The sequence below is a fragment of the Streptomyces sp. NPDC001903 genome (assembly GCF_042891345.1).
Taxonomy (GTDB): Bacteria; Actinomycetota; Actinomycetes; order Streptomycetales; family Streptomycetaceae; genus Streptomyces.
The window spans coordinates 1-11,485 of sequence record NZ_JBIASZ010000041.1 but is presented as its reverse complement, the minus strand read 5'-3'; the positions used below and the strand labels follow the sequence as shown (position 1 = coordinate 11,485).

General features: G+C 73.9%; 9 protein-coding genes. 6 read left to right on the top strand and 3 right to left on the bottom strand.

Annotation, left to right across the window (positions count from 1 at the left end; all coding sequences use genetic code 11):
* Window positions 1–91: 91 nt before the first annotated feature.
* Window positions 92–784: a class I SAM-dependent methyltransferase gene (locus tag ACFYZS_RS40315; protein ID WP_389024538.1), complete on the bottom strand. Its 693-nt coding sequence runs from the start codon at window positions 782–784 to the stop codon at window positions 92–94.
* 11 nt (window positions 785–795) lie between these two features.
* Complete coding sequence (locus ACFYZS_RS40310; protein ID WP_389024534.1) at window positions 796–2,346, bottom strand: IucA/IucC family protein; 1,551 nt, start codon at window positions 2,344–2,346, stop codon at window positions 796–798.
* Window positions 2,347–2,478: 132 nt separating this feature from the next.
* On the opposite strand from ACFYZS_RS40310, the gene ACFYZS_RS40305 reads away from it, so the two are divergent.
* Both ACFYZS_RS40305 and ACFYZS_RS40300 read left to right on the top strand, forming a co-directional pair.
* Entirely contained in the window at window positions 2,479–4,044 is a 1,566-nt protein-coding gene (locus tag ACFYZS_RS40305) for an IucA/IucC family protein (protein WP_389024531.1), read from the top strand.
* 140 nt (window positions 4,045–4,184) lie between these two features.
* Window positions 4,185–4,973 (top strand): GntR family transcriptional regulator, encoded by a 789-nt coding sequence (locus ACFYZS_RS40300; protein WP_389024528.1) that lies wholly within the window; start codon window positions 4,185–4,187, stop codon window positions 4,971–4,973.
* Between the two features lie 24 nt (window positions 4,974–4,997).
* On the opposite strand, the gene ACFYZS_RS40295 is transcribed toward ACFYZS_RS40300, so the two are convergent.
* Window positions 4,998–6,563, bottom strand: coding sequence for a S8 family serine peptidase (locus ACFYZS_RS40295; protein ID WP_389024525.1), 1,566 nt, complete (start codon window positions 6,561–6,563; stop codon window positions 4,998–5,000).
* Between the two features lie 302 nt (window positions 6,564–6,865).
* Here ACFYZS_RS40295 and ACFYZS_RS40290 point away from each other — a divergent pair, with 302 nt between their 5' ends.
* The 4 genes from ACFYZS_RS40290 (at window position 6,866) to ACFYZS_RS40275 (ending at window position 11,320) form a co-directional block, all read left to right on the top strand.
* The gene (locus ACFYZS_RS40290; RefSeq protein WP_389024522.1) at window positions 6,866–7,804 is read left to right on the top strand and encodes a SigB/SigF/SigG family RNA polymerase sigma factor; all 939 of its coding nucleotides are present in this window, start codon (window positions 6,866–6,868) and stop codon (window positions 7,802–7,804) included.
* 199 nt (window positions 7,805–8,003) lie between these two features.
* A complete protein-coding gene (locus ACFYZS_RS40285) occupies window positions 8,004–9,065 on the top strand; it encodes a glycine betaine/L-proline ABC transporter ATP-binding protein (RefSeq protein WP_389024519.1) in 1,062 nt (353 codons plus the stop codon).
* Window positions 9,065–10,861 carry an ABC transporter permease/substrate binding protein gene (locus tag ACFYZS_RS40280; RefSeq protein ID WP_389024516.1) on the top strand — a complete coding sequence of 599 codons (1,797 nt, stop codon included), beginning with the start codon at window positions 9,065–9,067 and terminating at the stop codon, window positions 10,859–10,861. The genes ACFYZS_RS40285 and ACFYZS_RS40280 overlap by 1 nt, the downstream gene beginning before the upstream one ends.
* A gap of 216 nt (window positions 10,862–11,077) precedes the next feature.
* Entirely contained in the window at window positions 11,078–11,320 is a 243-nt protein-coding gene (locus ACFYZS_RS40275) for a hypothetical protein (protein WP_389024514.1), read from the top strand.
* The last annotated feature ends 165 nt before the right edge of the window (window positions 11,321–11,485 follow it).

Genomic DNA, 11,485 nt, shown 5'->3' with positions numbered 1-11,485 from the left:
TCCTCCACACCTACAACCACCACCGCTGCCACACCGCACTCGGCGGACACCCACCCATCAGCCGAATCAACAACCCTGCGGGTCAATACACCTAGACGGCTTGGACGGCCTGGACCGCCTGGACGGCCTGGACCCGCTTGCGGGCCAGGAGGAAGGCCTGGGGGAACTTCTCCCGGCCCGCCGGTCGCCGCACCAGGCGGGCCACCTCCTCCAGCCCGGCCCCGGCGAGCAGGCCGGCGATCAGCTCCGGCGGGGTCCGGTACACGTCCAGCTCGACGGGGTGCCCGTACGCGTGCTCCAGCCGGAGCTTCTCGTCGCCCGCCTTGAACGCGATCAGCAGGTGCCCGCCCGGCGCGAGCACCCGGGCGAACTCCTCGAACAGCGGCGGCAGTTCCCCCGGCGGGGTGTGCACCGTCGAGTACCAGGCCAGGACCCCGCCGAGCACCCCGTCGGCCACGTCCAGCGCCGCCATCGAGCCCACTTCGAAGCGCAGCCCCGGATACGTCCGCCGGGCCACCGCGACCATCGCCGGGGACAGGTCGACGCCGAAGGCCCGTACGCCGAGCCCGTCCAGATGGGCCGTCACCCGCCCCGGGCCGCAGCCCAGGTCCGCGACGGCCCGCGCCGCGCCGCCCGCGCCGGCGCGCACGCACTCGGCGAAGGCGGCCAGCATGGCCCGGTCCAGCGGCTTGTCGGCCGGCTCCGTACCCAGGAGCCGGGCGTAGTCGACGGCGACGGCGTCGTACGACGCCCGTACGGAGCTCAGGTCCGAAGTCCCCTTCATGCCCTCGGACACTATCCCGCCCGCCCCCGCCCCTCGGCCCCGGTGAGCGGATTGTCCAGTTCCGCCCACTGGTCGCCCGGGATCCCGGGGCTCAGCCGCATCAGCGTCAGGGCCTTGGTCGGCAGCGGCGCCGTCAGCAGGGCCTCGGTGTCCGCGGTGGCCGGGAGGCCGGCGGCCTCGGAGAGGGCCTCGCCGAAGGCCGCCGCCGAGCCCGCGGTGGCCCCGAGAGTCCCGGTCAGCAGGGAGCCGAACAGTTTGCGCCGCAGCAGGGTCACGTCGTCGGTGACGAGGCGGCCCGAGAGCGGCGGCACCGGCAGCCCGTGCCGCAGGAGCCGTTCCGGGCTGATCCGGATGTCGGCGAGGTCGCGGTAGACCAGCCGCACCGGGGCCCCCGTCGCCGACAGCACGACGAGCAGGTTCTGGCCATGGGCCTCCAGAGCCACCCCGAGGTCCAGCACCCGCAGGCACACCGAGAGCGCCAGGCGGGCGAACGCGGCCCGCCAGGCCGCCGAACGCGCGAACGCCGCCCCGCCCAGGGCAGCCACCGGTACGACCCGCTCGCCCGCCGCCGCGTCCGCGTACACCTCGGGTGGCTCGCGCAGCACCGCCGCCAGATCGGGGCTGTGCGCGGTGGCGGCGCCCAGCGTCCGGGTGATGTGCAGCTGCCCGTCGAGCCGCTCCGACAGGGCCTGCGCGAAGGCGGAGACCGCGGCGGCCGTCTCGATGGAGTACTCCGAGATGTCCCGTACGGAGGAGGTCAGCCGGGTGCTCAGGGCCGTCTTGACGTGTGCGCCGCCCGCTTCGGGGGCGAGGGTGCGCAGGGCCATCAGGGGATGCGCCGCGAAACCGGGGCGCGGCACCCCGGCCGCCCCCCGGCCCGTCTGTTTCAGGACGTGTTCGGCCTGCCACGGGTGCACCGGCAGCAGGAGCCGGCCGCCGTCGCGCAGCCCGGCCGGCCACGCGCCCGTGACCAGGCACTCCTCGGCCCGTACGGCGACCAGCCCGAGCTCGACCAGCGGCCGGTGCTCCGGCGCGTAGGCCAGCTGCTCGGCCACCGAGAATCCGGGTCGGGAGCGGCAGTTGGGGTGGTACGGATGGCCGTCGACCACCCGCTGTTCCCACTCCCGGGCGCTCTGCGCGGGCGCCTCCGGAGCGGCCGGCTGTCCCGCCCTGGACAGCGCGAGCGAGGCCGTGCTGTCGTCCAGCTCGGCTGCGAAGGCATCCCCGTGCGGCACGCCGAGGGCCGCGATGAGCCGCCCGGCCTGCCGGTACGGGACGCCGTCGAGGAACACCTCGCGGACGTACGGGTCGGTCGCGTACGGGTCCGCCGGCGGGCCCTCCAGCCGACCACCCCCGGACAGCCGGACCGTCAGCCCGCCGGGCCCGCGCTCGCGGCGCTCCACCCACGGCAGAGGCTCGAAGGCCAGCGCCCGCCACAGCCGGGTGAGCACGGCGGCCCGGGCGCCGCCGAGCGCGGAACCGTAAGCGGAACCGAGGGCGGGACGCACCTCGGCCAGTTCGGCGGACACGGCCTCTTCGGCCGGGGAGGCGGGGAGGTTCATGCTGGGGTGCAGGGCCCTGTTCCTCTCACGGGACGCTCACGGGTCTCTCACGGGTGACGTGATGATCACGTCATCATCGCGGATACTGAAGATCACGGCCGGAGGTACGCCCCGCGAACCCCGGCACTTGGGATGGACCGAATGGAATCCGTGGACCTCAACGCCGCAGCCGACGCGTACGCCGCCACCCCCCTGCTGAACTGCCTGCTGCGGGAGGCGGCCGATCCCGCGGAGGAGTCCGCCGCCGCGCCGGACGGCGCCCGGCCCGTCCACCGGCTGCGCGGCAGCGGCCGGCTCCTGCGGGTACGGGGCGGCCGCCGGCCGACGCACCCCGAGCTGCGCACGGCGGACGGCTGGCGTCCGCTCAGCCACACCGAGCTGGTCAAACTGACCGCCGACGAACTGCGCCGGTACACGGGCGTCCCGAACGACGAACTCCCGGTCGAGATCGCCGACAGCCGCGAGGCCGTCGCCGCGCTGCTGGCCGCCCGCGCGGCCACCGAGCCCCCGCAGGACCCGTACGTCCGCTCCGAGCAGTCCCTGGTCATGGGACACCCGTACCATCCCGCCCCCAAGGCGCGGGGCGGCGCGCCCGCCGCGAGCTGGCTGCCGTACGCGCCGGAGGCGTACGCGCGCCACCCGCTCGTCTTCCTCGGGCTGCGCGAGGACCAGGTGGCCGAGGAGGGCGGGCCGGACGCCGCCGACGCGATCGACGCGCTGGCCGGGCTGCTCGACGGGCCGCGCCCGCCGGCCGGGTACCGGCTGCTGCCCGCGCACCCCTGGCAGCTGGACCTGGTCGGCGGCTCGGCGCCCGTGCGCACGGCGTTCGCCGACGGGAGGCTGCTGCGCCTCGGCCCGGGCCGCCGCCCGGTCTGGCCGACGGCCTCGGTGCGCACGCTGTACGTGCCCGGTGCGGCGGACCTCTTCGTCAAGTTCAGCCTCGACGTCCGGATCACCAACGACGTGCGCCGGCTGTGGCGGCACGACCTGCTGAAACTGCGCCGCACGGACGCCGCGGTCGAGGCCGGGTTCGCCGAGCTGCGGAGCCGCGGGTCGAACGCGGTCTGGCTCGCCGACCGCGGCTACCGGACCGCGTCCTTCGCGTTCGAGGAACTCGCCGTCCTGGTCCGCGACGGACTGCACGCGCGGCTGGAGCCGGGAGCCACACCGCTCGCGTCGGCCGCGCTCGCGGAGGGATTCGCCGGCAGCCCGCTGGCCGCGGCCGGCGATCCGGCCGGCTGGTGGCGGGCGTACCTGCGCCATGTCGTGCCGCCCGTACTGGACTTGTTCGCCCGGCACGGCGTCGTGCTGGAGGCGCACCTGCAGAACACCCTCGTGGCGGTCGACGCGCAGGGCGTGCCGGTCCAGGCACTGTTCCGGGACGCGGAGGGGGTGAAGCTGATGCCGCAGACGGAGCGCGCGGCCGCCTGGCAGCGGCTGGTCTACTGCCTGGTCGTCAACCACCTCACGGAGGTGGCGGGGGCCCTCACCGAGGCGCACCCCGGCACGGCCGCCGGGGTGTGGCCGGCGGTGCGCGAGGAGCTCCTGCGCTACGACGTGGAGCACGGCCTGCCCGAGATCGCGGACCTCCTCGCGGCCCCGTCCCTCCCGGCCAAAACGAACCTGCTGCTGCGCTGGACCCGCGCCGACGGCGCGGACGCCCGCTACATCCCCCTCCCGAACCCCCTGCGCGGATAGCGGACGGGGCGCGGGCGGCGTCGGGGCGCCGGGATTCGGCCAAGGTGGGGCGGGAACGGGGAGTACCTCTCACTCAGAGGTATAGACCAATGCTAGGTTGCGTACCGCGCAGTCCTTGACCACCCGTCAGAGGAGAAGCCATGTCCTCCCTTACGCGGGACGGCGGCCCGGCCGCCGCCATGCCCAAGTACCAGCGGATCGCCGCAGCGCTGCGGCACGAGCTCGAGCGCGCCGCGCACGCCCCCGGAGACAGACTGCCCTCCGAACGCACCCTGGCCGCCCGGTACCAGGTCAACCGGCAGACCGTCCGGGCCGCCCTCCAGCAACTGCGGGAGGACGGCCTGATCGTCACCGGGCGGCGCGGCACCCGGTCGGCGGCCGTCGGCGGAGCCGGGGGTGCCGGGGGTGCCGCGGGCGCCGGGGCGGCCGGGGGCGGCTCCGCCGCGCGCCCGGCCGCCGCGCCCGACCGGAGCCGGCTGACCCTGGTCAGCGTGCCGCCCTCGCTCGCCGGGCTGCTCGGCATGCGCGGCGGGGACCTGACCCTGGTCCACCACCGCCGCGAGCGCGGCCCGTCGGGGGAGGCCCTGCGGGACGAGGTCACGTACCTCGCTCCGGACGCCGTCGCCGAGGATCCCGAACTCGCCCGCTACCGCGACCGCTCGGCGGCGGCGCCGGTCCGCGGCGAGGACCTCGGGCCCCTGCACCGGTGGCTCGAGCGGGCCGCCGAGCAGGGACGGGTCGCCGAGACCCTCACCATGACGCGGAGCAGCCGCCCGGCGGCGGCCGTCCCCGGCTGCGGCCTGACCGTACGCCGCACCCTGTACGACGACCGCGGCCGGCTGCTCGCCGTCACCGACCTCGCCTTCCCCACCTGGAACAGGCTGATCTTCCACCGGGACCACGCGGTGGCCGGGTTCCGCGTGACCTGACGGCGGACGGAGGACGGCGGACCCTCAAAAGCGCAGGGCCCAGGCGTCGATGTAGCCGGTGTAGCCCGCGAACGCGTCGTACACCCGCAGCTTCCAGACGCCGTTGGCGGTCTCCGACGAGGCGTCGATCGCGAACACCCCGCGCAGGTCGGCGTTGCCCCAGCCGGTGTAGCTGTCCTTGACCGGGTACACCGTGCCGTCCGGCGCGACCACGTCGACCTGAAGCGTGCCGGAGTCCGGGTGCTTGATGTCGAGCTCCACGTCCAGTTGCGCGGGCGCGTGCCCGGTGATCCCGCCGACCGTGACCGGGGATTCGACCGGCTCCAGGTCCTCGACCGGGAAGTCGGAGGTGTTCGCGAAGCGCGGCCCGGGCACCCGGTTCGGCTGGTTCCCCACGTACAGGAGCCGGTCGGGCGAGCCCGGTCCGGCGTCGACCACCGATCCGGTCGTGGCCGCCGCCGTCAGGGCGGCGGCCACCTGGGCGGGCGTGGCCGTACGGTGGTCGGCGAGGTAGAGCGCGGCCGCATCCGCCACGTGCGGGGAGGCCATCGAGGTGCCGGACATGGTGGTGCTCCAGTCGTCGCCCCAGAAGACCGCCGAGGTGATCGAGTCGCCCGGGGCGAACAGGTCCACCAGCGGGCCGTGGTTGGAGTACGAGGCGCGCGCGTCGCGGTCGTCGGTCGCCCCGACGGTGAGCGCCGCGGGCACCCGGGCGGGGGAGTGGGTGGAGGCGTCCGCGCCCTGGTTGCCCGCGGCCACCGCGTACGTGATGCCGGAGGCGATGGAGCCCCGCACCGCGGCGTCCAGTACGTCGTCGGGGTCGCCGCCCAGGCTCATGTTGGCCACGGCGGGCTTCACGGCGTTGCGGGTGACCCAGTCGATCCCGGCGACCACCTGCTCCGTGGTGCCCTCGCCCGACCAGTCGAGCACCCGCACCGATACGACCTTCGCCTTCTTCGCGACGCCGAAGGTCGTGCCCGCGAGGGTCCCGGCGACGTGCGTGCCGTGCCCGTGCAGGTCGTCGGCCTCGTAGTCCTCGTCGATGGCGTCGTACCCGTACGAGGCGCGCCCGCCGAAGTCCTGGTGGCTGATGTTGACGCCGGTGTCGATGACGTACGCGGTCACCCCCTGCCCGGCCGAATCCGGGTACGTGTAGCTCCCGTCGAGCGGGAGCCTGCGCCGGTCGATCCGGTCGACGCCCCAGGAGGGCGGGTCGGGCTGCGCGGCATCGAGGCGCACCGTGCGGTTCTGCGCGACCTCGGCGACGGCGGGGTCCGCGGCGAGCCGGCGGGCCTGCCGCTCCGACAGGTGGACGGAGTAGCCGTTCAGGGCGGCGTCGTAGGTCCGGCGGATCGTGCCGCCGTGGCGTGTGACCACGGACCGGCCCATCGTCGTACGGGCGCCCGCGCGGGCCGGGTTCAACAGGACGAGGTAGCTGCCGGCGACGGCTCCGGGTGCTCCGGCGTACCGGACGGCCCCCTCGGGCGGGCTCGCGGCCGAGGCCCCGGTGTCCGCGCCGAGGGCGAGCGCCGCCGCGAGGGCGAGGACGGCCCCGCACCGCCGCAGCCCGAACTGCCGTGATCCGTGCAATCCATGTGAGTCGTGTGACCTGTGTAACTCGGGCGACCTGTGCAATTGGTGTGATGAACGCCATGTCTTGAGCATTCGGGTCGAACCCCCCCCTTGAGTCGTCCGCTCAGACTGGGGCGCCGTGAGGCCCCCGCACAAGGCTGTGCGCACAGGAGGAACCGGACCCGCCGGTCGCGCGCGTGCGCGCGTGTAAGCGGACGGCCGCATTTCCGGCAATTCTTGACGTACAAGCTGAAAGAGACCACCATCTACGGCAGTCAAGGTCCCGCGCCGCAAGCCGACAAGCCCAAGGAGCGAACCCCATGCCCGCCTTTGCCCCGTCCTCCACTTCCGAAACCGCGTCAGTCGTCCCCCGTCCGCGCCGCGGCATCCAGGCCGCCCGGATAGCGGACCTGCCGCGGATCGAGGAACCCAGGGAGGTGGCTCCCGCAGATGCGAGGGAGCTGTCACGGGTGTTCTTCCGGCGGCTTCGCGAACTGCCCGAGGGCACGCCGGAACACCAGTACGTCCGGAACGCTCTCATAGAGATGAACGCCTCACTCGTCCAGTACGCCGTCCGCCGTTTCCGCGGCCGGGGTGACGGAGGCGACATCGAGGACATCGTCCAGGTCGGCACCATCGGCCTGATCAAGGCGATCGACCGGTTCGAGCCGGCCCGCGAGAACGAATTCGCCACCCTCGCCATGCCGTACATCACGGGCGAGATCAAACGGCACTTCCGCGACACCTCCTGGGCCGTGCGCGTCCCGCGCCGGCTCCAGGAGCTGCGCCTCGACATCGCCAAGGCCAAGGAGCAGCTGACCGCCACCCTCGACCGCTCGCCCACCGTCGCGGACCTCGCCGACCACCTCGGCCTCGCGGAGGAGGACGTCATAGAGGGTCTCGTCGCCGCCAACGGCCACACCACCGGCTCCCTCGACGCCCCGCACTCCGCGGAGCACGGCGACGGCTCGGCCGACGGCCACACCCTCGCCGACGTCATGGGCGAGGAGGAACCGGCCCTGGAGCGGGTCGAGGACATCCAGACCCTCGCGCCGCTGCTCGAACAGCTCTCGGAGCGCGAGCGCCGGATGCTGCGCATGCGCTTCGGCGAGGAGCTCACCCAGGCCCAGATCGGCGCGGCGCTCGGCATCTCCCAGATGCAGGTCTCGCGCCTGCTGACGCGCATCCTGGCCCACCTGCGCGCCTCCATGCTGGAGGACCCGGACCCCGAGGCGCAGGCGGTCCGGCACCAGGCCTGACCCGGACCGTCCGGCGTGAGGTGGATCACCTCGGCGTTTACCCCGGAGGAGCCTGGGCACCCGCGGATCCGGAGCGAACCCTTCCGCCGGCCGTCACGCGGCCGGCCCGGGTGCGGGCGGATCCCGTGCCGCTCCACGGCCCGCGCCCGGCCCCAGTGGCCGGGCGCAGGCCGTTCCCGGTACGACCCGCGAGGTGTATGTGTCCACGCTCCAGGCCGAGCACGTCTACAAGGTGTTCGGAAGACGACCCGGCGACGCCGCGGCCGCGGTCCGCGCGCTCCGATCCGGCGCAGGCCGCGACGAGCTGCGCGCCGACGGCACGACGGCTGCCGTGATCGACGCCTCATTCCGCGTCGAGCCCGGCGAGATATTCGTCGTCATGGGTCTGTCGGGGTCCGGCAAGTCCACGCTGCTGCGCATGCTGAACGGACTGCTCGAGCCCACCGAGGGGCGCATCCTCTTCGACGGCCAGGACCTCACGTCCCTCTCCCGGCGTGAGCTGCGCCACGTCCGCTCCACCAAGATCAGCATGGTCTTCCAGCACTTCGCGCTCTTCCCGCACCGCAGCGTCCTCGAGAACGCCGCCTACGGGCTGGAGGTGCAGGGCGTCGCCCGCGACGAGCGCCTGCGCCGGGCCGCCGAGTCGCTGGAGCTGTGCGGGCTCGCCGGCTGGGAGGCCTCCTGGCCCGACGAGCTGTCCGGCGGCATGCAGCAGCGCGTGGGCCTCGCCCGGGCCCTGGCCACCGACGCCGACCTGCTCCTGATGGACGAGTCCTTCAGCGCGCTGGACCCGCTGATCCGCCGCGACATGCAGGACCAGCTGCTGGAGCTCCAGCAGCGGCTCAAGAAGACCATCGTGTTCATCACGCACGACCTCAACGAGGCCATGCGCCTGGGCGACGGCATCGCCGTCATGCGCGACGGCCGCATCGTCCAGCAGGGCACCGCCGAGGACATCCTCACCCGCCCCGCCGACGACTACGTCGCCTCCTTCATCCAGGACGTCGACCGCTCGCGCGTGCTCACGGCCGACGCCGTGATGACCGCCCCCGCCGCCGGAAGCTGCGCCTGCGGCTGCCCCAGCGTCACCGCCGACACCCCCATCGCCGACCTCTGCGCGGTCAGCGCCCGCGTCCCGCACGCCGTCGCCGTCACCGACGGCGCCGGGGTCGTCGTGGGCTCCGTACCGCAGGACCGGCTCGTCGCCTTCATCGGCGACGAGCAGCGCGATCCCGTGCGCTGCGCGGAGGTGGCCGCCTGATGCCCCGCCTGCACCTCGGCTCCTGGGTCGACAGCGGAGTCGACTTCCTCCAGCGCCACCTGTCCTGGCTGTTCGACGCCATCAGCGCACTCGTCACCGGCCTGTACGACGCGATCCACGCGGTGCTCGACGCGCCCGCCCCGCTGCTGTTCGCCGGCATCCTCGCCGTAGCGGCCTGGTGGCTGCGCGGGCTGCTCGCCGCGCTCCTCGCCTTCGCGGGCTTCGCGCTCGTCGACTCCGTCGGCCTGTGGGGCGACGCGATGTCCACGCTCTCCCTGGTCCTCGTCGCGACCCTCGTCACCCTGGTGTTCGCGGTCCCGCTCGGGATCTGGGCCTCCCGCTCCGACCGGGTCAGCGCCGCCCTGCGGCCCGTCCTGGACTTCATGCAGACCATGCCGGCCATGGTCTACCTGATCCCCGGCATCATCTTCTTCGGCGTGGGCGTGGTCCCGGGCATCATCGCGACCATCATCTTCTCGCTGCCGCCCGGGGTACGGATGACCGAGCTCGGCATCCGCCAGGTCGACGCGGAACTCGTCGAGGCCGCCGACGCCTTCGGCACCACCCCGCGCGACACCCTCGTACGCGTGCAGCTGCCGCTGGCCCTGCCCACCATCATGGCGGGCATCAACCAGGTCATCATGCTGGGCCTGTCCATGGTCGTCATCGCCGGCATGGTCGGCGGCGGCGGGCTCGGCGGCGCCGTCTACCGGGCCATCGGCAACGTCGACATCGGCCTCGGCTTCGAGGCGGGCATCTCCATCGTCATCCTCGCCATGTACCTGGACCGGATGACCGGGGCACTGGGCCGCCAGGTCTCCCCGCTCGGCCGGCGCACCCTCGCCAAGGCGCGGGCCGCCACGAGCGGCGCCGCCAAACTGTGGAACCACCGCCCCCAGCCCGCCTACGCCGTCACCGGCGCCGTGGTCCTCGCCCTCGTCGCGGGCGGTCTGAACACCTTCGGCGGCTCCGGACAGCCGGCCGCCGCGGGGGCCGGCGCCGACGCCGTCGGCAAGGGCCGCAAGATCAGCATCGGCTACATCCCCTGGGACGAGGGCATCGCCTCGACCTACCTGTGGAAGGAGCTCCTGGAGCGCCGCGGATTCCAGGTGGAGGCGAAGCAGCTGGAGCTCGGCGCCCTGTTCACCGGTCTCGCGGGCGGCCAGGTCGACTTCCAGACCGACGCCTGGCTGCCGGTCACGCAGGCCCAGTACTGGGAGAAGTACGGGAACAAGCTGGACGACCTGGGCTCCTGGTACGGGCCCACCTCCATCGAGCTGACCGTCCCCTCCTACATGAAGGACGTCACCTCCCTCGCCGACCTCAAGGGGAAGGGCGACCGGTTCAAGGGCCGGATCATCGGCATCGAGCCCAGCGCGGGCGCGATGGGGATCCTCAAGGGCAAACTGCTCAAGGAGTACGGCCTCGACGGCGAGTACCAGGTCGTCGACGGATCGACGCCCGGCATGCTCGCCGAGCTGAAGCGGGCCTACGAGAAGCAGGAGCCGGTGGCGGTCGTGCTCTGGTCGCCGCACTGGGCGTACGCCTCGTACGACCTGAAGAAGCTCGAGGACCCCAAGGGGGCCTGGGGCAAGGGCGACGGCATCCACACCCTGGCCCGCAAGGGCTTCGCGCAGGACGAGCCGGAAGTGGCCTCCTGGCTGCGCTCGTTCAAGCTGACCGAGGCCCAGCTGACCGGCCTGGAGGCGAAGATCCAGGAGGCGGGCAAGGGCAAGGAGCAGCAGGCGGTGCGCACCTGGCTGCAGGAGCACCCGGAGGTCGCGAAGGCCGCCTGACCGCACCGCGGGGCGAAGGCGCCGGCGGCCCGGTGGAGGAGCACGCTCCACCGGCCCGCCGGCGCCTTCGTCGGTGTCCGCGCCGCGGGCGACCGGCGGGTCCCCACCGGGAACGCACCGCTGACCAGCCGAGATCCTGGACGATCCGGCCCGTGCCCCGGAGGGGCGGGCCATGGCACAGTGCCTGGAACAGCACCGCCGGACCAGGGAGCCCCCATGCGCGATCCGCACACCGTGCCCCGGCTCGTGGCCGCCCCCGAGGCACCGGCGGAGCGGGGCCCGCTGCCGTGCTGCCCCGTGTGCGGGAGCGCACCGGAGCGGATCTCGTGGCGACAGTGCCCGGGCCGGCCGGTGCTGGTGGTCTTCGACCCCTGCGGCCACCGCCACACCTCGCGGGCCGCGCCGGTCCTGGCCGTCACCGCCCCGCCCGCACCGGCCGGGACGCCCGTGGCGCCCTAGGGGGTGTCGTCAAAGTCCCGCCTGCCCCGCGGCGCCCGGCACGCGCTCTCGGCGCACCGGGCGAAAACCTGAGTACGTCCAGTACACGGGCTTCCGCCCGGCACACCGAGAGCACGCACCGGACGCCGCGGGAGCGCCCTTCGGGCGCACGGCGCTACTTTGCGG